Genomic DNA, 21,167 nt, shown 5'->3' with positions numbered 1-21,167 from the left:
ATGAATAGAATAAATAAGAAATTAGAGCAGGACAAGAAGTTACTCTCCATATATTTTACGGCCGGTTATCCTAATATTGATGATACGTTGACCACCATACAAAACCTTGAAAAAAATGGTGTGGATATGATTGAAATAGGACTGCCTTTTAGTGATCCATTAGCTGATGGACCTACGATTCAAGCAAGTTCTACACAGGCATTAAAAAATGGCATGACTAGTGAGCTTCTTTTTGAGCAATTAAAAGACATCCGTAAAACAGTTAGTATCCCATTAATTATCATGGGTTATTTTAATCCTATGCTTCAATATGGTGTTGATGCTTTTTGCAAGAAGTGTCAGGAAATTGGTATCGATGGACTTATCATTCCAGATTTGCCTGTAGATGTGTACCATTCTGACTATAAAAGTATTTTTGAATCCTATGGTTTAATAAACATCTTTTTAATCACGCCACAAACTTCAGATGAGCGTATTCGATTTATAGATTCAGTTTCAGACGGATTCATTTATATGGTAAGCTCCGCAAGTACTACAGGAGCCAAATCTGGATTTGGTGATGAGCAAGAGGCCTACTTTACTCGTATTGCAAATATGAAATTAAATAACCCACAAATTGTAGGTTTTGGTATTTCTAATAGTGATACATTTACACAGGCCACAAAACATGCAAAAGGTGCAATTATTGGAAGTGCCTTTATTAAGCACGTTACAGATAATGGCGTTAATACCATTGACCAATTTGTAAAAACAATAATTTAACATGAAGCTCACAACGGACTGGCGTATTATTATTCTTTTTTTGTCTAACACTAGGCTTAGCACCATTTTTCCCAGAACCACATATTAATGGTAAACTCAGATGGCTTTTTGGTGGTGCAAAGGGTATGCAACCTATGGATTATTTTGATTTGGTATTACACGGTTTCCCATTTATACTGCTAATACGACTCATTATTATAAAACTTAAAAAATAATCAACACTACTTCATTTCAATTGTCTCTGCCAACCCTTTCCAAAGTATAAATTGATATATTTGAGAGATAGCTTCTTTTAATCAATAAAGTAAAACTCTCACAATGGAAAAAACCATTTTACTCCTTTTATCTTCTTTCATCCTAAGTGCCACGTTTGCCCAGAGCAAGCTTTTGATAAGCCTTCCAATGAAGAGCAAATTATTAGATACCGATGTGAAATATTCAGTGTATTTGCCACATGGATTTGAGGACGCTAAAAAAGAGTATCCAGTGGTATATCTACTAAACGGATATACAGGTGATGAAACGGACTGGGTTAGAATTGGTCATGTAAAAGATATAGCAGATGAACTTATAAGAGGCAATAAAATAGAACCTGTGGTTATTGTAATGCCAAATGGTGATGACAGATTATACATGAATAAAGATGATGGCACCTACCCTTATGAAGATATGTTTATTAAGGAGCTAATGCCATTTGTTGAAAATAAATATAGAATAAAAAAGCAAAAGCAATTTAGAGGTATTAGTGGTCTATCTATGGGTGGCGCTGGTAGTCTAAGACTATCTCTTAAATATCACGAACTATTCGGTTCTTGTGCGGCGTTTAGTGCAGCAATAGGAACGGAAGAAGAAATAATAAATGAAAATCAAGAAAGTTTTGAAGGCTATTTTGGTAGAATATCACCTTCCTTGATTGGTGCTAAAGGCAAAGATCGCATAAATGCAACTATTAAAGATTACAATCTATTTGATATGATAGATACCAAAGATCCTAGATTATTGAAATCAGTGGATATTTATTTTGATTGTGGGGATGACGATTTTTTGGCGGTAGGTAATGCAATGCTTCATATAGAATTAACCAAAAAAAGAATTCCACATGAATATAGAGTTAGGGACGGTGCGCATACTTGGAATTTCTGGGTAGATTCATTACCGGTTGGTTTAGTTTTTATTAGTAACTCAATGCGAACTTCAAAATGAAAAAAATCTTAATTCTATCTCTTTTTTATTTCATTAGTATTATATCATTTGCACAAAGTGAAGTAAAGCTGAGTCTTGAAATGGATTCCAAACTATTGGGAAAAAACATTAGATATTCTGTTTACTTACCTTCAGAATATGAAAGCTCAGATGAAGAATTTCCAATTCTATATCTTCTCAACGGATTCACAGGAGATGAAACCGACTGGTACATGGAAGGCCTACTTTCTGATATAGTGAACGAATTAATTAGGGCAGAAAAAATTAACCCAATGGTGATTGTAATGCCAGATGGCGATGATAGATTATATATGAATAGAGATGATGGCTCCTATCCTTATGAAGAGATGCTTATTAAAGAGTTTATACCATTTGTTGAAGAAAAATACAATGTAATTAAAGATAAACAATATAGAGCTATTAGTGGTCTTTCCATGGGAGGTGCTGGGAGCATGAGACTCGCCCTAAAATACCATGAGCTTTTTGGTACCTGTGCAGCTTTTAGTCCAAGTGTAAGAACCTATGATGAAATCATAAATGATAATTCTAATCATTTTGACAGATATTTTGGTAGAATATCTCCTTCTGTAATCGGCAAAAAAGGAGAAGTGAGATATACTGATGCGATTAAAGAATTTGACCTACTAAATTTTGTAGACACTCAAGATTTAGAAGACTTAAAATCTGTAGCTATTTATTTTGATTGTGGTGATGATGATTTTTTAACCATAGGTAATACATCGCTTCATATTAAACTGAAAAACAAAGGAATACCACATGAGTTCCGAGTAAAAGATGGTGGCCATACTTGGAATTTCTGGATAGATTCTCTACCAGAAGGATTGATTTTTATCAGTGACTCCATGAGAAAATCTACATTAATTCCGAATTAATGTGCTCCGCCAGTTTAGACCATAAGTTGATCAACAGAATTATTATGTTTTTAATATTCTAAAATGTTATCATAAAATTTTGGTATTGTTGTAATTAAGGTTTAATTTTTATTTTGAAGCATATATAGGTACATTTTTTCAACCTTAGATCTTGCCCAAGGTGTACGTCTCAAAAATTTTAAACTAGATTTCACCGAAGGATCATGAGTAAAGCATCTAATATTAATTTGAAAACCCATATACTCCCATCCATAATGTTCCTTAAGCTCAAGAATAATCTGTTCTAACTTAACACCATGTAATAGGTTATTTGGTTGCATACTCATTCTATTATCCTCTATTATCTTTTTGACGGCGTTTTCTATTTCTATTACGGCTTCTGTTAGAATTCTTTGGATTATTAGAGTTTCTAGAGTTTGAAGGTTGCCTTGGGTTTTTATTTCTCTGCCTATTTTGACCCGGCTTTATTGGTTCTGTAGAAGCACTAGGATCTGGTTCAAAACCTTCAACAATCTCTACTTCAATTTTCATATCAATCAACTTCTCAATTCCTCGTAAATAGGATGTCTCATCTGCACTTACAAGAGAAATGGCTTCACCGCTTGCCCCTGCCCTACCAGTTCTTCCAATTCTATGCACATAGTCTTCAGAAATATTAGGGAGCTCGAAATTAATAACATGAGGTAGCAAAGGAATATCTAGACCACGAGCCGCAATATCTGTCGCAACCAATACTCTAATTGATCCTTTTTTAAATCCTGCTAAGGCTTTTGTCCTCGCGCCTTGACTTTTATTACCATGAATAGCGGAAGCTGAAATACCTGCGCTTATCATTTTTTTACAAAGTCTATTAGCGCCATGTTTAGTTCTAGTAAATACTAAAACTTGCTTCCAGTTTCCATCAGAAATAAGTTTGATAATTAATCCTGTTTTTTTAGTCTTTGCAACACGAAATACTTTTTGATTTATAATCTCAACTGCTGTATTTTCTGGTGTAGCTTCAACCTGTATTGGATTATGTAATATGGAATATGCTAACTTTTTTATGTCTTTAGAAAATGTAGCAGAAAACATTAAATTTTGACGTCGCTTAGGCATCAACTTCATAATGCGCTCAATATCGCGAAGAAATCCCATGTCTAACATGCGGTCAGCTTCATCTAAAACAAATATTTCTATTCGTTTTAGAGATATGATATCTTGATTCTCCAAATCAATTAGACGACCTGGTGTAGCTATTAATACATCAATACCTTGTCGCAAGGTAGCTACTTGCGGTTTTTGTTTAACACCACCAAAAATAACTGTACTTCGGATATTAAGAAACTCCGAATACTCTTTAACATTAGTATAAACCTGCGCTGCTAATTCGCGGGTTGGTGTTAATATCAAAGCACGAATAGGTCTATTTCTTTGCTGAGGCTTATCTGATAAATATTGTAATAAGGGTAATGTAAAACCTGCCGTTTTACCGGTACCTGTTTGTGCAGAAGCCAAAACATCTTTTCCGTCTAAAACAGGTGGTATCGCTTTTTGCTGAATCGGTGAAGGCGTTTCGTATCCTTTCTTTCTAATGGCTCTTAGTAAAGGCTCCGACAAGCCTAATGATTTAAATGACATACATCTTTTTTAAGTTTGCCAGAATTGGCATTTAAGATGAATATCATATTAAAATCTCACCTTGCTATGTCCAGCGAAGTTACAGTTATTTTTATCCTTACTCGCTGTAAATAATAATTTTTATGATTTCTTTTCTGCCTGCCACTCCCTATACTTTGCAAATGGATTTGCAGAGAGGTTTTTAAAACCATGAATTCCGTTAGTTGTTATCAATATAGCCGCAGCAATAAATGTAGTTGTTGTTATAATCTCATTTACTGCGCTATTAGCTACACCAATACCTATCAATGCCCATGCACCAACTAATGTAAATGCCCTCATATTGCGTTTCCACATTACATAAAGATTTATTATCACTGCTATACAAATCATAATAATGGTCCAGGTATTATCTGGCAATCCAAACCCATCCCATTTTAGCTTTATAAGGTAGCTAGACACATTTGCTATACTTGCAACAGTTACCCAACCAAAATATATGGCAAAAGGCCACCAAACAAAAGCCATAAGTGGAAAACGTCCATCGTTATGCTCCATGCCTAAATTAATTACAATCTTGATCAAAGAAATAAGTAATAAAAAGATTAAAACACAAGACAAGCCAGTGTATTCATAAATCCAAGCAAATACCCAAAAGGAATTAAACACACAAGATAGAATAAACCATATTCCGATTTTCTCAACAAAACTATCGTCCTTGACATGTACAAATAGGCTGCGCCCTTGATATATGGCAAATGAAATCAACAATAGATAAATTAAACCCCAAATAGCAAAGGTGTATCCTGCAGGTGTAAATACAGACCTATAACCATTGGACATTTCTCCAATAGTTGTATCATTAATTAAACCAGTATTTGATAAGTAGTTGATGAAAATAGTTGAACCCAATGCCAACCCATTTCCGATTTGCAGTGCTTTTTTCACAATGATTGTTGTTACTCGTAATACAAGTTAATCAATCATTAGTAATTTTTAGAATTTGAACAAAGATTTTTGTCTGAAACAGAAATAATAATCATCACAAACTAATTTTCTATACTCAGTCCTTAAAAATATTCCTGATACTGCAATACTCTAAAATCAAAAGTTGAAAAATTTGGATTTTTGGCCTTAAGTTGCTTGTATAACTGCATACTACCAATTGCTCTATTTGCAGAACCAGAAGAAGAAGTTAAAGAGACTGTTTTTATTATTCGATTATCTATAGAAAATTGATGAATTCTAGGAATCTCGCTAGAAACCAATTCTAATCTTAAATTATTGGTCTTAATAAGTTTCCTAAAGAAATATTCAGGACCATTTTTACTATTACCTCCAATGAATAGAATAGTATCTACATATTTAAATTCTCTTAAATAACCGATAAGGTCTCTAAGTATTACATTTGACAAGCCTAAGTCTGAGGCATCTATTTTTTGACGTTCACCACTGGCTACTATATCACAAACACCAATTTTGTGCATTTTCAAAAACGCTTTACGTTGTTCAATAGCCCTAATTGAATTGTCATATCTTAAATTAAGATTATGAATTTTATCAAGGTATAACCACAAGGAGTTATAGCAGCTCCCATAACAAAAGTCTACATCTTTTTCTAACAATTGTCCTGTTGAAAATCTTGGTGGTGGTAAAGTGCCTACAATTAGTTTTGTAGTGTCTTGATTAATAAATGGTGGGTAAGGATGCTTGTGCAAAAACATTATCTTGTGAAAACAAGTTCGTTTTTACTTGATAACTCATTACTTAACGCATAATTATCATAATTAAAACCTTTTATATCATCAAGTGTCTTTGCATCAGTATCAATAATATATCTAGCCATTAACCCTCTTGCATATTTAGCGAAAAAACCAATGGTTTTGTATTGCCCATTTTTAAATTCCTTAAAACTCACAGTTATAACAGGTACTTTAAGCGCTTTTTTATCTATAGCCTTAAAATACTCGTTACTTGCTAGGTTTAAGAACAATTCTCCTTCCTTAAGTTCCTCATTAAGTGCTTGAGTAACTTTTTTGCGCCAAAAATCATAAAGGTTTTTATTTCTTCCTACAGGAAGTTTAGTTCCCATCTCTAATCTGTAAGGTTGTATTAAGTCTAGTGGCTTTAAGATACCATACAAGCCAGAAATGATTCTTATTGTATCTTGGGCCTTATCTAAACTTGACTTGTCAATTGTATAAGCATCTAATCCTCTGTAAACATCACCATTAAAAGCATACATTGCAGGTCTTGCGTTGTCTTTATTAAAGGGCAAACTCCACTCTTGATTACGATCATAATTTAACTCACCTAAATTTGCTGAAATATTCATCAGTTGAGATAAACTTCTAGGCGATTTTTTCTTTAGGATTTTATTGAGGCGTTCTGCTTCTGCAGAAAAACAAAATTCACTCGATTTTGTCGTTGGTACATTACTTTCAAAATCTAAAGATTTGGCAGGTGATATTACAAGTTTCATATAGTTGCTTTTTCTGATTGCAAATTTACGAAGTCCTTCAAAAAGTTGAAATGACATTCAACAAATATTAACAATGGTACTATTAATTATCTTGATGCTTTGCGTAAGATCTCCACTTTTCTATGCAAGACTGGATATCTTCTGGTATTTCAGTTGTAAAGCGCAAAAATTTTCCTGTATTTGGATGTTCAAAACCTAAACTTTTAGCATGCAAAGCTTGTCTAGGTAAAATTTTAAAACAATTTGAAATAAACTGTTTGTACTTGGTGAAGGTGGTACCTTTCAGAATCTTTTCTCCACCATAGCGTTCATCATTAAAAAGCGTATGTCCAATATGTTTCATGTGCACACGGATTTGGTGTGTTCGGCCAGTTTCGAGTCTACAACTCACTAAAGTAACATAACCAAAACGTTCAATGACCTTAAAATGTGTTACAGCTGGCTTGCCTTTATAAGCGTCCTCTCCTTCGTAAACTGTATTTTGAAGTCTATTTTTAGGGTGTCTACCAATATTTCCTTCAATTGTACCTTCATCCTCCTCAACATTTCCCCATACAAGAGCAATATACTCCCGTTCACTTGTCTTTTTTGCAAACTGATTAGATAAATGTGTCATCGCCAATTCCGTCTTCGCAACAACCAATAAACCAGTTGTGTCCTTATCAATTCTGTGTACTAAACCAGGTCGATTACTAGAATTATTCGGTAAATTCTCAAAGTGATATATTAACCCATTAATGAGGGTACCTGAATAATTTCCGTGGCCTGGATGAACCACCATACCGGCAGGTTTATTTACTACAAGAACATCGTCATCTTCATAGACTATATCAATCGGAATATCTTCCGCAACTAGTAATTGTTCGTGAGTTGGATGTTCAAATTTAACCGTAACGTAATCATTAGGTTTTACCTTGTAGCTTGCTTTAACTGATTTGCCATTTACAAAGACAAACCCGTCTTTGACTGCATTTTGAATTTTACTGCGTGTTACATTTTCCATAAAATTCATTAAATACTTGTCTACTCTAACAGATTGCTGACCCTTCACTACCCTAAAAGCATAATGCTCGTAAAGTTGGTCATCTTGAGTATCTAAATCAGATATATTTGGCATTTCAATAGCTTATAACTCGCCGTTACCAACGACTAAGTCTATTTGAGAAGTAAGTGGCAAAAGAGCTCCTGGTTTCAATGGTTTGCCATTATGAGACATTGACATAACACCTTCACCAATTGCATCTCTGTAGGTAATCTTACCAATTTTAAACTCTAAGGCTTCAAGAGTAGGTTTCGCCTGCCTTAATGTTCGTTTTAATATATTAGGTACTTCGACCTTTCTATAACCCGAAGCATTCAAAATAAGATAGATCTTACGATCTTCTTTTACTTTTGAGCCAGCCACAGGATTCTGCTCTAAAACAGAATACTTTGGATAATTTGGATTAAAGTTGGCCGAATCTTGAATTTGCATTACCAGATCATTATCCCTGAGTTCTATTTCAACTGTTTCTACTGATTTACCTTTTAAATTAGGTACAACCACGAATTCACCATTTTTAGTAGTTATATCTAACCATTTTAAGACCAAAAAACTTAAAACCACTATGGCTACAATAGCCAAAGCTAATTGTTTAAAAAATACTTTGCTGGTTAGAAATTTGACTAAACCCATGAATTAATTGATTATTGACAAAACTAATAAAATATATCACGTCATAAAATTTTATATACGTATCGAGGAATGATTTAGTTTATTCAAAATAAATGATACATTTACATTATCGATTTTCAGAAGATACAATGAAGAAAAATGTTGCCATAATAATGGGTGGATATTCAAGTGAATATGAAATATCACTTAAAAGCGGTAATGTGGTATATGAAACATTGGATAAGGAGAAATATGATGCCTACAGAATTCATGTTTTTAAAGATGAATGGTGTTATGTTGATGATAATGAAGACAAATTTACAATAGACAGGAATGACTTTTCAGTAAAAATTGAAGGCCATAAAGTAACATTTGATTGTGTGTTTAATGCCATACATGGCTCACCTGGTGAAGATGGTTATATGCAAGCTTATTTTGAGCTGCTTGATATACCACATACAAGCTGCAGTATGTACCAAGCCACTCTTACCTTTAACAAAAGGGATCTCATATCTACTTTAAAACCCTATGGCATAAAAACTGCTGAAAACTATTACCTTAATTACGGTGATAGCATTAATGAAGATGAAATAATAAACAAAGTTGGTTTACCATGCTTTGTTAAAGCCAATAAAGCAGGTAGTAGTTTTGGTGTTTCTAAAGTATACAATAAAGAAGAACTTAAACCTGCCATTGACGCTTCCTTTAAAGAGGATAATGAAATTATAATTGAAGAATTCTTAGATGGTATAGAGGTGTCTGTTGGTGTTATATCTTACCAAGGAGAAACATTGGTATTACCTATCACGGAAATCGTTTCAGAAAATGATTTTTTCGATTACCAAGCTAAATATGAAGGTAAGTCTCAAGAAATTACTCCAGCAAGAATCTCTGAGGAATACAAAAACAAAGTAAATACTGAGGCAAAACGTATTTATGAAATTCTAAAAATGAAAGGGTTTTCCAGAAGTGAGTTTATTTTTAAAAACGACCATCCCTATTTCTTGGAAATGAATACCGTACCTGGTTTCACAAAAGAAAGTATATTACCTCAACAAGCTAATGAAGCAGGAATTAGTTTAAAAGCTCTGTTTAATAATGCCATTGAAGAGGCATTACAGAATTAATTATATTTGCTTAATCAATACTTCGACACCAATAGCTTATAAAAAATTATAGCATGAAACGAGCCATCTTCCCAGGATCTTTTGATCCAATTACCCTAGGGCACTACGATATTATTAAACGCGGTGTAAAACTATTTGATGAGATTATTGTTGCTATTGGTATAAATGCAGATAAAAAATACATGTTCTCAATTAAAGAGCGTCAAAAGTTTATTGAAGAAGCATTCAAACACCAACCAAAAGTAAAGGTTACGACTTATAGCGGTCTTACAGTAGACTATTGCAAAGAGGTAAATGCAAAATTTATTTTAAGAGGATTGAGAAATCCTGCAGATTTTGAGTTTGAGAAAGCTATTGCTCACACCAATAGAAGGCTTTCAAAAATCGAAACTGTATTTTTATTAACTGCGGCCAAAACATCTTATATCTCATCATCAATCGTTAGGGACGTCATTAGAAATAATGGTAATTATTCCGTTTTGGTGCCAGATAGTGTAGTATTTCCAGATCAAGACTAAAAACCATTTAGGAGACTTCCAAATTAATTAACTAAAAGTATTTTCACTGGGTGAAATTTTTTAATGACAAACAAAATAAATCACCAAAACCATAAAGAAATCCAATGCCTATAGATGGGAACGTACTAGTTAAAAGAGTTTTAATCTGGTAAAAAAAAGACTGAATCGAGCTATTAGATAAACAAGGGCAAAAAAAAACATCAAATATTTTTTGTTTTATACAAAAAATAAATGATGCTTTCAAAAACTTGATTAATAGCAACTTAAGATAACATTATTTAAAATGTAATTGCCGTTTTTTCGATAAAAAACACATTTTAAATGTTAAAGTGGATTTTTATTGTTACTCATCTAATTCTAAAAAAGATATAAAAGGATATTTCTTATGAATATTGTTAATATCTAATTTTAATTGAGCCAAAAATTTCTTGTGCTCAACAGAATCCGAGTTAAATGGTTTATGAGAGCGTTTGGCCTGAATCTTTCCAATGCTTTCAATCATTGACAAACCTTCATCCGTAAACCAAACAGTCTTAAATTTTTCCCATATATAGTCAATTGCTAATTGACTTGGATGAATCATATCTTCTTTGTAGAAACGATAATCTCTTAACTCATCCATCATAATTTCATAAGCTGGGAAATAATACAATTTATGATGTGGATCTACGATATTATGAATAGCCGATATCAAGTGAGATTTACTCTGGTTGTTTTCTATTATTCCGTCCTTAATATGACGTATCGGAGAAATAGTAAATAAAATAGAAACTTCTTTGTTTACTGATTTTATTAAACTTACTATAGAGTGTAGGCTTTCTTCAATTTCTTCAACTTTCAAAAGCGCTTTCAAAAACTTTTTTTGAGGAATCTTATGGCAATTAGCAACAACCCTATCGGTTTCAATAAATCTATATACCCAAGAAGTACCAAGGGTAATCACTATATGTGAAGATGTTCTAAGTTGTTGTTCAGTCTTATCTATTTGATGATTTAATAAATCCAATATTTCATCCTCTGAGCTTCTGTCTAATCTAGAGTGTACATCAAGGCAAATCCAACGATCTTGAACCTTTAGAAGTTCATTTTTCTCATAATATGATTGATTAACAGCCCTAGTAATAAGGTTTTCTATGGCTAAGGGTTGAAATAAAATACCAAATGGATTTATTACAGTTTGTAGTTTATAATACTCAAATTTTTGACCAATACTCTCAGAAAAACACGACCCAAGAAAGAGAGCCTTAGAATCATAATCAATCTGATTATGTATTTGCCTTTTTAATGGTATTTTAGTTTGTAAATCCATCGTATAAACTCCAAAATCAAATGTTTTTACCTATTTGAGATAGTTCTCAGAAGCTTTTAAAGCCTCTTCTATTCCTGCGGGGTTTTTACCACCTGCAGTTGCGAAAAATGGTTGACCTCCACCTCCACCTTGGATGTACTTGCCAAGTTCCCTTACAATGGTGCCTGCATTAAGGCCATTACTCGCCACAAGTTCTTTGGATATGTAGCAAGAAAGTAGGGCTTTGCCATTATTATCTGCACCAAAAAACAAGAAAAGATTGTTAGATTGATTGCCTAGCTCAAAGCAAAGATCTTTAATTCCTTTGGCATCTAAATCTACTTTTTTGGCCAAATACTGAATACCATTAACATCAGTGATTTCATTTTTTAAATCACCTTTTAAATTCTTCGCCTTATCTTTTAACAAAGCTTCGATTTGCTTTTTTAAACTTGCGTTTTCTTCTTGAAGGTTATGAATTGCTTTTGCAGGTTCAGCAGGATTTTTCAAAACCTGTTTTATCGCTTCATATTGTTTATCTACATTTTCAAAATATTCACCAACAGCTACATTGGTTATGGCTTCTATCCTTCTTATTCCAGAGGCAATTGCACTTTCAGATTTAATTTTAAAATGCCAAACATCGCCTGTTTGTTTAACATGTGTTCCACCACAAAGTTCCATGGATTGACCAAACCGTATTGCTCTTACACTATCACCATACTTTTCACCAAACAAAGCAATAGCACCTTCATCCAAGGCTTTTTGCATTGAGATATTTCGTTGTTCTTCTAAAGGTAAGTTTTCACGGATTCTTGCATTAACAAAATCTTCAATTTGTTGCAACTGATCTGCATCTACTTTAGAGAAATGGGAAAAATCAAATCTCAAATTTTTGGGTTTTACTAAAGATCCCTTCTGTTCTACGTGAGTTCCTAAAATTGTTCTTAATGCCTGATGCAACAAATGAGTTGCCGTATGATTGCTCGCTGAAAGTCTTCTATGCTCGTCATTAACAACAGCCTTAAACGTATCTTCTAAATGACTTGGTAATTGCTTGGTTATATGAATAATAAGATTATTCTCTTTTTTTGTATCTCTTATATAAACAATATCACCATTTGGAACTTCAATGAATCCCTTGTCGCCAACTTGCCCACCACCTTCTGGGTAAAACGGTGTTAAATTAAAAACAAGTTGATATTGATCGCCATCCTTCTTAGAAACTACTTTTCTATATCTCGTTAACTTCACATCTGCAGTTAATGTATCATAACCTATAAATTCTTCCGTATCGTCTTCTCTCAATATCACCCAATCCGAAGTCTCGGTTGCAGAAGCACTTCTAGAGCGATTTTTTTGCTTTTGCATTTCAGAATCAAAACCGGCTTCATCAACTTCATACCCTTTCTCTCTGGCAATTAATTGGGTTAGGTCCAAAGGAAAGCCATAAGTATCATATAATTCAAAAGCTCTACTGCCATCTACAGTCTTTGATGAAGTATTTTCAATTACCTTATCCAATAATAATAAGCCTTGATCCAATGTTCTTAAAAAAGAGTGCTCCTCTTCCTTTATCACATTCTCAATAAGTCGTTCTTGAGACTTAATTTCTGGAAATGCCTCACCCATTTGATTCCCTAAAGTATCTGCTAACTTGTAAATGAATGGTTCTTTCTGGTTTAAGAATGTAAAACCATATCGAATCGCTCTTCTCAAAATTCTACGAATTACATAACCAGCACCTGTGTTACTAGGTAATTGCCCATCTGCAATTGAAAATGCAACCGCTCTTACATGATCTGATATTACTCTAATTGCAACATCAATTTTTTCGTCTTCACCATATTTTGAACTCGTAATAGTTTCAATCTCACGAATAATCGGCGTAAAAACATCAGTATCATAATTAGATTGTACACCTTGTAGTACCATACAAAGACGTTCAAAGCCCATTCCTGTATCAATATGTTTGTTAGGTAATACTTCCAAGGATCCATTAGCTTTTCGGTTGTACTGCATGAAAACTAAATTCCATATTTCAACCACCTGAGGATGGTCCATATTTACCAAATCTTTACCGTTTACTTTTGACTTTTCTTCAGCAGAACGAATATCTACATGTATTTCGCTACACGGCCCACAAGGACCTTGTTCACCCATTTCCCAGAAATTATCCTTCTTATTACCTTTTAAAATTCGATCTACATCAATGTATTGTTTCCATATATCAAAAGCCTCATTATCCATTTCCAGTTTATCATCATCATCACTTCCCCCAAAAACAGTGACATAAAGCATATCTTTATCAATACCATACTCTTTGGTCATTAATTCCCAAGCCCAAGCAATCGCTTCCTTTTTAAAATAATCACCAAAACTCCAGTTGCCAAGCATTTCAAAAAGTGTATGGTGGTAAGTATCGTAACCAACCTCTTCTAAATCATTGTGCTTTCCAGAAACTCTTAAACATTTTTGTGTGTCTGCAATTCTGTTTTGCTTAGGCACTGCATTACCTAAAAAATACTCTTTGAATGGTGCCATCCCAGAATTAACAAACATCAGTGTTGGGTCATTTTTTACAACCATCGGCGCAGAAGGGACAATAAGATGTTCCTTCCCTTTAAAAAAGTTTAAAAATTTAGCACGAATATCTTTAGATTTCATATACAATTAATTAGAGCTTGATTCTATATTAAATTCCCACAATTGCAAAACAATTTTTATCTTTGGTCGTTACGCTAATAAAATTGGGCTACAAAATGTTTTTATTAGCTGTAAAAATAGTATAATTTGCAATATGGGTAAGGTAAAATATTATTATGATTCCGAAACACTTTCTTACCGCAAAATAAGACGTAGGAAAAGAACAACATTTAAATATATCATGTTGTTTCTTGCTGCTGCGGGATTGTTTGGGTTTCTTTCATTCTTCATTGTGAGCCAATATGTTGAATCACCAAAAGAACGTGAACTTGCTCGTGAATTGCAAAATATGGAATTGCAGTACCAGCTACTCAACAAGAGAATGGATGATGCAATTGCGGCATTAGAAAATGTTGAAGAACGTGACAACGCCATATATAGACTATATTTTGAAGCCAATCCAATACCAGATGAACAAAGACGTGCTGGATTTGGAGGTATTAATCGTTATAAAAAGTATGAAGGCTTTGATAACTCACAGTTAATAGCTGAAACAAATAAGCGATTAGATATTCTCGAAAAGGCTATAGTAGTACAATCCAAATCATTGGATGAAATAGCCAAACTTGCAGAAGACAAAGAAAAATTTTTAGAAGCCATACCTGCCATTCAACCAGTAAATAATGTAAGTCTTACACGAGTTGCTTCTGGTTACGGTTTTAGAACTGACCCATTTACCAAAGTGAGGAAGTTTCATTTTGGAATGGATTTTACAGCACCACGCGGCACACCTGTCTACGCAACTGGTGATGGAATTGTAAAACGTGCAGACAATAGTGCAACTGGATATGGTAAGCATATCCGTATTGACCATGGATTTGGTTACGTATCTTTATATGCGCACCTATTTAAATATAATGTACGTGTAAATCAACGCGTAAAGCGCGGTGATTTAATCGGCTTTGTAGGTAGTACAGGTCGATCAGAAGCACCACATTTGCACTATGAGGTCTTTAAAGACGGAATCCGTATAAACCCAATTAATTTCTATTACGGAAACCTATCAGCTGAAGAGTTTGATAAACTACTGGAAAAAGCATCATTAGAAAACCAATCCTTAGATTAGAATGCACATAGATTTACCAGAAAAAAGATATTATGGGATTGGGGAAGTTGCCAAGGCATTTAAGGTTAACGCTTCTTTGATACGCTTTTGGGAAAAGGAGTTTGATGTAATCAAACCAAAGAAGAATGCAAAAGGGAATAGGAAATTTACGCCAGATGATATTAAAAATTTAAAGTTCATTTATCATTTGGTAAAAGAGCGCGGATTTACTTTAGAAGGTGCTAAAATTCATTTAAAGGAAGAAAAAAAACAAGCACTAGAGAAGTACGAAATCATTGAAAAACTTGAAAATATAAAGGCACAACTAAATAAAATTAAATCACAACTTTAAACTTATCAATATGAAAAAATGGTTAATCCCTGTAATAGTAATCGCAGTTATTGCCTTTGGAATATATCAATGGGCAGTAGGTTTTAATAATACTGCAGTTGAATATGAAGCTGATGCAAAAACCGCATGGTCTAATGTAGAAAGTACATACCAACGCAGAAGCGATTTATACAGCACGGTAATTAAGACGGTGCAAGGCGCAGCAGATTTTGAGAGAACAACCTTAAACGAAGTAATTGAAGCACGCTCCAAAGCAACATCAGTGAATGTGAATATTGATGATTTAACACCTGAAAACCTGGAGAAATTTCAACAAGCTCAGAGTCAATTAAAAGGTTCATTTAGTAGATTAATCGCAACTTTTGAGCGTTATCCAGATTTAAAAGTAACACAACAGTTTAGAGATTTTCAAGCGCAACAAGAAGGAACAGAAAATAGAATTAATGTTGCTAGAGACCGTTACAACGAAGCAGTGAACATCTACGATAAACATACTACGAAATTCCCTGGAAAGTTATTAGCAGGATTATTCGGTTTTGAAGAAATGCCAAGATATCAGGCAGAACCTGGGAGCGAAAAAGTTCCTGATGTAAACTTTGAATTTAATTAATTCACCATATGCCACATATTGAAGATTTCCTAACATCAGAAGAGGAAACGGAAATCATTGAAGCTATCCGTATTGCAGAACGTAATACTTCTGGTGAGATACGTGTACACATTGAGCAGAATTATAATGGTGACATATTTAATCATGCACTTGAAGTTTTCCACTTTTTAAAAATGGATAATACACTTCAAAGAAATGGTGTACTTATCTATGTAGCAGTTAACAATAAATCTTTTGTGGTTTACGGAGATAAAGGTATCAATGAAAAAGTTGGTGAGAATTTTTGGAATTCAACCAGAGACAAAATTCAACAACATTTCAAAAACGGGAATTTTAAACAAGGACTAATTGATGGTGTTTCTAAAGCTGGCCAAGAATTATCTGAATACTTTCCTTGGGAGCATGGTGATAGAAATGAATTAGATGACACAATTTCTAAAGGCTAATGCAGTATTTAAAACCCATCGTTTCAAAAATTTCAATCGTCATAGTTATTTTCTCGGTGCATTGCTCTTATGCCCAATTTGAAATTCCGCCCAAACCAGAATTTCAAACTAGTGTTTATGATTATATTAATCTATTAAATACTTCAGAGAAAAGTACTTTAGAACAGAATTTAGTGAGGTACTCTGACACCACCTCAACACAAATTGTAGTCGCTATTATAAATTCTACTGAAGGCGAATACATCAATTATCTGGGTGCACAATGGGGTGAAAAATGGGGCATTGGTCAAGAAAAAGAGGATAATGGTGTATTAATTCTACTGGCTAAAAATGACCGGAAAATTGGTATTAATACAGGAAAAGGCGTAGAACATCTTTTAACTGATGCCATGAGCAAACGAATAATTGATAGGGAAATAATCCCTTATTTTAAAAGAAGCGATTATTTTGGAGGACTTGACCGAGGAACTGAAGCTATTTTTGAAGTATTAAATGATGAATATCAAGGCACACGGCAGAGCAATACAACAGACTTCCCTATTGAATTATTTATAATAATGTTAATCGTCTTCATAATATTAATCATTGCTATTTCGAAAAGTAGACCAGGAGGAGGCGGTGGAAATCGTGGAACCCGTTCGGATAGGCGAAGTCTACTCGAAGCTATTATTTTAAGCAATATGGGCCGTGGTAGCTATTCTCGTGGATCGTCATCTGGCGGATTTGGAGGTGGAAGCTCTGGTGGATTTGGTGGTGGCTTCGGAGGAGGCAGTTTTGGAGGTGGTGGTGCCTCAGGAGGTTGGTAAAAACAGTTAAATCAACATACAGCTAATTAGTCAACCCTATTATTATATCGCAAGATTGATAAACATCAAATTAAAACAAATATTATTTTATTACTATTTTTTTCGCATGTAAACGCTCACTGGAACACCTGTAAAATCGAAATGTTCTCTAAGTTTATTCTCTAAAAATCGCTTGTAAGGTTCCTTAACATATTGCGGTAGATTACAAAAGAATGCAAACTGTGGTTGTGGTGTTGGCAGTTGCATGATGTATTTAATTTTTACAAATTTACCCTTATAAGCAGGGGGCGGAAAATGTTCAATAATCGGTAACAAGGTATCATTAAGAACACTCGTTTTAATGCGTTTAGTTCTGTTTTTATAGACTTCTACTGCAGTTTCAATTGCTTTAAAAATCCGTTGCTTATTCAGCACAGAAATAAAAACAATTGGTACATCCGTAAATGGTTCAATTTGCTTTCTTATATGCTTTTCAAATTCTTTAGCTGTTTTATTATCTTTTTCAACTAAATCCCACTTATTTACCAATATTACAATTCCTTTTCTATTGCGCTCTGCTAGCCAAAAAATATTTTGTACCTGGCCATCAAAACCGCGTGTAGCATCCAATACCAAAAGGCAAACATCAGAGTGTTCAATGGCTCTTACACTTCGCATTACAGAATAAAACTCCAAATCTTCTTTTACTTTGGATTTACGTCTTATTCCAGCTGTATCAACAAGATTAAATTCAAAACCAAATCGATTGTATTTAGTATCGATAGAATCTCGTGTTGTACCAGCTATATCAGTAACAATATATCTATCCTCCCCTATTAATGCATTTATAAATGAAGATTTACCTGCATTAGGACGACCAACAACTGCAAATCTTGGTAAAGTTTCTTCTTCTGTTTCTTCTTTTTCAGGTAATGCCTCAACCACTGCATCAAGTAAATCACCTGTTCCACTTCCGTTAATACTAGCTATTGTATAATAATCGCCTAATCCAAGTGAATAAAACTCTACAGCATCTTCAGCGCGCTTGTTGTTGTCTACTTTGTTCACTACTAAAAAAACAGGCTTATCTACTTTACGCAATAATTTGGCAACATCTTCGTCCATACCAGTAACACCACTTTCTACATCGACCATAAAAATAATGGCATCAGCCTCATCTATAGCTAACTCTACCTGTTTATCAATCTCGGTCTCAAATACATCATCACTACCTACAACATACCCACCTGTGTCTATCAATGAGAATTCTCTACCATTCCAATCTGTTTTACCGTAATGACGATCTCTAGTTACACCACTAACTGCATCAACAATAGCTTCTCGTCTTTGTATAAGACGATTAAAAAAAGTTGACTTACCAACATTTGGTCTACCTACTATTGCAACTATATTTCCCATACTCTAAATCTTGCCGCAAAGGTAGTATTAAATCTTATATTTAATTTAAAAGAAATTATGTAAATTGAATATGTTACTGCATTACCTGATTATGGAGCTCTCTAATGAAATAATATTAAGACCACGATTTAAGTTTAAAGTCAATGAAATTAACAATGTGCTTTTGTCTTTATTTGAAGATAAAGGTAAAACGCAATCAGATTTCATAGTTACACGTGTTGATGTTCATGTCTTTAATAAAATACCTAAGCAAAAGCAACACTTTTGATCACCTCAACTCCATTTGGAAATTAATGAAGATTACGATGAGAAAAAACCAGTATGATTTACGGACTATTTGGTCCTTAGAAAGCCGTTATGCAATTCAATTATTCGTTACGCTATTAATGGTAATGATTTGGTCTGCACTTTACTTTGGAGGTCGTCTAGGAAAGAGGACTGGCATGAATCAAATGCACAACTTCACCATTTTATGCGAGATACCTTGAGAAGGCAAGATATTCATTCCATTACCTAATAGTTATTGATTATAACCAAAACGCCTTAATTGGTTTTGATTACTACGCCAATTTTTGTTCACTTTTACATACAATTCTAAATGAACCTGCTTTCCAAAAAACTTTTCTAGATCCTTTCTAGCTTCAACCCCAACACGCTTTAAAGCGGAACCCTTATGACCTATTATAATTCCCTTTTGCGTTTCACGCTCAACCATAATTACAGAGCGCATTCTTATGATCTTTTCCTCCTCAAAAAACTCTTCTGTATCTACTTCTACAGCATAAGGAATTTCCTTTTTGTAGTGCACTAATATTTTTTCCCTGATGGCTTCATTAACGAAAAATCGCTCAGGTTTATCCGTAATCTGGTCCTTTGGATAAAATGGAGGTGACTCTGGTAGTAACTCTATAATTCTATCAAAAACATTTTTTACATTAAATCCATTCAAGGCCGATATAGGATAAAATTCTGCATTTGGAACCTTTTGTTGCCACAACTCGGATTGTTCTTCTAGTTGTTCTTGATTTGAGCTATCGATTTTATTTAGCAGTAGCAATACAGGTATTTTAGAGTTTGTGATTTTATTAAAAAATACTTCATCCTTTAATTCCTTCTCACCTATTTCTACCATATAGATTAATAAGTCTGCATCTTCAAATGCAGACTTAACAAATCCCATCATAGATTCTTGCAATTCGTATGCAGGTTTTATAATTCCTGGCGTATCACTCAGTACAACTTGAAAATTCTCTCCATTTACAATTCCTAATATACGGTGTCTAGTTGTCTGTGCCTTAGATGTAATAATGGATAATTTCTCACCCATAAATGCATTCATCAGGGTAGATTTACCAACATTTGGGTTACCAATAATATTTACAAAACCAGCTTTGTGCATCTAATTTATTTTTTTTCAAAGTTACAACCTTTAATTCCATTGGAGAGATTAAATCTTAAACGAAGAAAAATTGACTTTTTAATGGATTAAAAATAGAAATATTTACATATAATTTTAATCTTAAGTCTATTGGTATGATTTATGATACTATTAATATGTTTTGTAATCCAAGTATAATAAAAATATTAAATGAAACTTTTACTTTTCCTTTTTACACTATTTTTTGGAGTCTCGTGTTTTGCACAAAAAGTTTATTCTGTAGAATATGAAAATCAGGCAGATGCAAAGGTATACGTAGTGAACTATGAAAATCAGGCTGACCTAAAAGTATATAAGGTTAAATATTCAAATCAGGCAATAAATAATATTGGTAAATGGTTTTTTACAACCTATCGTAATCAAGCAAGTAAGACTTTGTTTTTTGTTGATTATGAAAATCAGGCTGATTTTAAAATTTACTTTGTTGAATACGAAAACCAAGCAGGCTGGCGTAATAAATCCAAACAACATTTTATGTTTTAACCATAAAATTGGGAAAGAAAATTAATTGTAGACTTAAATGGTACATTATTTATTTCTATATTCTTAATAAGGGAAAAACCTTTATTAACGTAAGGAGTTCTATTAGTACTTAAATTTTTATGGTAACTTTTTATTTAGATTATACATCAAAAGATAGCTCTAATCAGAAAAAAAGAGTTGTAAAAAGTTAATATAAAACATTAATGCTAGTTGTATCTTTATTTAATGGATTTTCACTTTACAGACTAAAAAATTGTGATTTATACTGATTAACATAAACTAACTAGACGCTACACTACTGTTCTAATCACAACCCTATTTAAAAAATTTTAGTTGAGTCATTTACCCTCGATTACT

At 33.4% G+C, this 21,167-nt stretch carries 23 protein-coding genes; 12 read left to right on the top strand and 11 right to left on the bottom strand.

All coding sequences use genetic code 11. From position 1 onward, the window contains the following. The 3 genes from trpA to DUZ96_RS04325 all read left to right on the top strand — a co-directional run bounded on the left by trpA (position 1) and on the right by DUZ96_RS04325 (position 2,858). A complete protein-coding gene (gene trpA / locus DUZ96_RS04340) occupies positions 1 to 762 on the top strand; it encodes a tryptophan synthase subunit alpha (RefSeq protein ID WP_114300729.1) in 762 nt (253 codons plus the stop codon). Positions 763 to 1,080: 318 nt separating this feature from the next. Continuing rightward, positions 1,081 to 1,965, top strand: a complete 885-nt coding sequence (locus DUZ96_RS04330) for an esterase family protein (protein WP_114300728.1) — start codon at positions 1,081 to 1,083, stop codon at positions 1,963 to 1,965. Further along, complete coding sequence (locus DUZ96_RS04325) at positions 1,962 to 2,858, top strand: esterase family protein (RefSeq protein WP_114300727.1); 897 nt, start codon at positions 1,962 to 1,964, stop codon at positions 2,856 to 2,858. The genes DUZ96_RS04330 and DUZ96_RS04325 overlap by 4 nt, the downstream gene beginning before the upstream one ends. Before the next feature lie 101 nt (positions 2,859 to 2,959). Here the strand turns inward: DUZ96_RS04325 and DUZ96_RS04320 are convergent, their stop codons facing one another. The 7 genes from DUZ96_RS04320 to DUZ96_RS04290 all read right to left on the bottom strand — a co-directional run bounded on the left by DUZ96_RS04320 (position 2,960) and on the right by DUZ96_RS04290 (position 8,614). Further along, entirely contained in the window at positions 2,960 to 3,184 is a 225-nt protein-coding gene (locus DUZ96_RS04320) for a VF530 family DNA-binding protein (RefSeq protein ID WP_114300726.1), read from the bottom strand. Between the two features lie 4 nt (positions 3,185 to 3,188). After that, the gene (locus DUZ96_RS04315) at positions 3,189 to 4,478 is read right to left on the bottom strand and encodes a DEAD/DEAH box helicase (protein WP_114300725.1); all 1,290 of its coding nucleotides are present in this window, start codon (positions 4,476 to 4,478) and stop codon (positions 3,189 to 3,191) included. Between the two features lie 120 nt (positions 4,479 to 4,598). Next, positions 4,599 to 5,405, bottom strand: coding sequence for a tryptophan-rich sensory protein (locus tag DUZ96_RS04310; protein WP_114300724.1), 807 nt, complete (start codon positions 5,403 to 5,405; stop codon positions 4,599 to 4,601). Between the two features lie 122 nt (positions 5,406 to 5,527). After that, positions 5,528 to 6,181, bottom strand: coding sequence for a uracil-DNA glycosylase family protein (locus DUZ96_RS04305; RefSeq protein ID WP_114300723.1), 654 nt, complete (start codon positions 6,179 to 6,181; stop codon positions 5,528 to 5,530). Further along, the gene (gene yaaA / locus DUZ96_RS04300; protein ID WP_114300763.1) at positions 6,181 to 6,939 is read right to left on the bottom strand and encodes a peroxide stress protein YaaA; all 759 of its coding nucleotides are present in this window, start codon (positions 6,937 to 6,939) and stop codon (positions 6,181 to 6,183) included. Before yaaA ends, DUZ96_RS04305 begins: the two co-directional genes overlap by 1 nt. An 82-nt stretch (positions 6,940 to 7,021) precedes the next feature. Next, positions 7,022 to 8,056 (bottom strand): RluA family pseudouridine synthase, encoded by a 1,035-nt coding sequence (locus DUZ96_RS04295; RefSeq protein WP_114300722.1) that lies wholly within the window; start codon positions 8,054 to 8,056, stop codon positions 7,022 to 7,024. A 9-nt stretch (positions 8,057 to 8,065) separates the two neighbouring features. Beyond that, a complete protein-coding gene (locus DUZ96_RS04290) occupies positions 8,066 to 8,614 on the bottom strand; it encodes a PASTA domain-containing protein (RefSeq protein WP_114300721.1) in 549 nt (182 codons plus the stop codon). Positions 8,615 to 8,742: 128 nt separating this feature from the next. On the opposite strand from DUZ96_RS04290, the gene DUZ96_RS04285 reads away from it, so the two are divergent. Together DUZ96_RS04285 and coaD are read left to right on the top strand one after the other, a co-directional pair. Next, complete coding sequence (locus DUZ96_RS04285) at positions 8,743 to 9,720, top strand: D-alanine--D-alanine ligase (protein WP_114300720.1); 978 nt, start codon at positions 8,743 to 8,745, stop codon at positions 9,718 to 9,720. A gap of 53 nt (positions 9,721 to 9,773) precedes the next feature. Next, positions 9,774 to 10,238 carry a pantetheine-phosphate adenylyltransferase gene (gene coaD, locus DUZ96_RS04280; protein WP_114300719.1) on the top strand — a complete coding sequence of 155 codons (465 nt, stop codon included), beginning with the start codon at positions 9,774 to 9,776 and terminating at the stop codon, positions 10,236 to 10,238. Between the two features lie 343 nt (positions 10,239 to 10,581). Here coaD and DUZ96_RS04275 read toward each other — a convergent pair whose 3' ends face one another. Together DUZ96_RS04275 and alaS are read right to left on the bottom strand one after the other, a co-directional pair. After that, positions 10,582 to 11,547 carry a GSCFA domain-containing protein gene (locus tag DUZ96_RS04275; RefSeq protein ID WP_114300718.1) on the bottom strand — a complete coding sequence of 322 codons (966 nt, stop codon included), beginning with the start codon at positions 11,545 to 11,547 and terminating at the stop codon, positions 10,582 to 10,584. A 30-nt stretch (positions 11,548 to 11,577) separates the two neighbouring features. Continuing rightward, positions 11,578 to 14,193, bottom strand: coding sequence for an alanine--tRNA ligase (gene alaS, locus DUZ96_RS04270; RefSeq protein ID WP_114300717.1), 2,616 nt, complete (start codon positions 14,191 to 14,193; stop codon positions 11,578 to 11,580). 133 nt (positions 14,194 to 14,326) lie between these two features. Between alaS and DUZ96_RS04265 the strand changes: the two genes are divergently transcribed. The 5 genes from DUZ96_RS04265 to DUZ96_RS04245 are packed head-to-tail and all read left to right on the top strand — an operon-like array spanning position 14,327 to position 17,491. Further along, positions 14,327 to 15,298 carry a M23 family metallopeptidase gene (locus tag DUZ96_RS04265; protein WP_114300716.1) on the top strand — a complete coding sequence of 324 codons (972 nt, stop codon included), beginning with the start codon at positions 14,327 to 14,329 and terminating at the stop codon, positions 15,296 to 15,298. Between the two features lies 1 nt (position 15,299). Further along, positions 15,300 to 15,629, top strand: a complete 330-nt coding sequence (locus DUZ96_RS04260) for a MerR family transcriptional regulator (protein WP_114300715.1) — start codon at positions 15,300 to 15,302, stop codon at positions 15,627 to 15,629. A 10-nt stretch (positions 15,630 to 15,639) separates the two neighbouring features. After that, positions 15,640 to 16,239: a LemA family protein gene (locus DUZ96_RS04255; RefSeq protein WP_114300714.1), complete on the top strand. Its 600-nt coding sequence runs from the start codon at positions 15,640 to 15,642 to the stop codon at positions 16,237 to 16,239. Positions 16,240 to 16,247: 8 nt separating this feature from the next. Further along, positions 16,248 to 16,685 carry a TPM domain-containing protein gene (locus DUZ96_RS04250; RefSeq protein ID WP_114300713.1) on the top strand — a complete coding sequence of 146 codons (438 nt, stop codon included), beginning with the start codon at positions 16,248 to 16,250 and terminating at the stop codon, positions 16,683 to 16,685. Continuing rightward, entirely contained in the window at positions 16,685 to 17,491 is an 807-nt protein-coding gene (locus tag DUZ96_RS04245; RefSeq protein ID WP_114300712.1) for a YgcG family protein, read from the top strand. Before DUZ96_RS04250 ends, DUZ96_RS04245 begins: the two co-directional genes overlap by 1 nt. A 93-nt stretch (positions 17,492 to 17,584) precedes the next feature. On the opposite strand, the gene der is transcribed toward DUZ96_RS04245, so the two are convergent. Next, positions 17,585 to 18,889 (bottom strand): ribosome biogenesis GTPase Der, encoded by a 1,305-nt coding sequence (gene der, locus DUZ96_RS04240; RefSeq protein WP_114300711.1) that lies wholly within the window; start codon positions 18,887 to 18,889, stop codon positions 17,585 to 17,587. A gap of 305 nt (positions 18,890 to 19,194) precedes the next feature. Between der and DUZ96_RS13060 the strand changes: the two genes are divergently transcribed. After that, complete coding sequence (locus DUZ96_RS13060) at positions 19,195 to 19,377, top strand: hypothetical protein (protein WP_258774315.1); 183 nt, start codon at positions 19,195 to 19,197, stop codon at positions 19,375 to 19,377. A gap of 32 nt (positions 19,378 to 19,409) precedes the next feature. Here the strand turns inward: DUZ96_RS13060 and era are convergent, their stop codons facing one another. After that, on the bottom strand, positions 19,410 to 20,288 hold the full coding sequence (gene era / locus DUZ96_RS04230) for a GTPase Era (protein WP_114300710.1): 879 nt from the start codon (positions 20,286 to 20,288) through the stop codon (positions 19,410 to 19,412). A gap of 189 nt (positions 20,289 to 20,477) precedes the next feature. Here era and DUZ96_RS04225 point away from each other — a divergent pair, with 189 nt between their 5' ends. Continuing rightward, a complete protein-coding gene (locus DUZ96_RS04225) occupies positions 20,478 to 20,810 on the top strand; it encodes a DUF6150 family protein (RefSeq protein WP_114300709.1) in 333 nt (110 codons plus the stop codon). Positions 20,811 to 21,167 lie beyond the last annotated feature (357 nt).

Origin of the sequence: Winogradskyella sp. KYW1333 (genome assembly GCF_003335675.1) — a bacterium.
Taxonomy (GTDB): Bacteria; Bacteroidota; Bacteroidia; order Flavobacteriales; family Flavobacteriaceae; genus Winogradskyella.
Note: the sequence above shows the minus strand (reverse complement) of the source record. Positions and strands in the feature narration are given on the sequence as shown.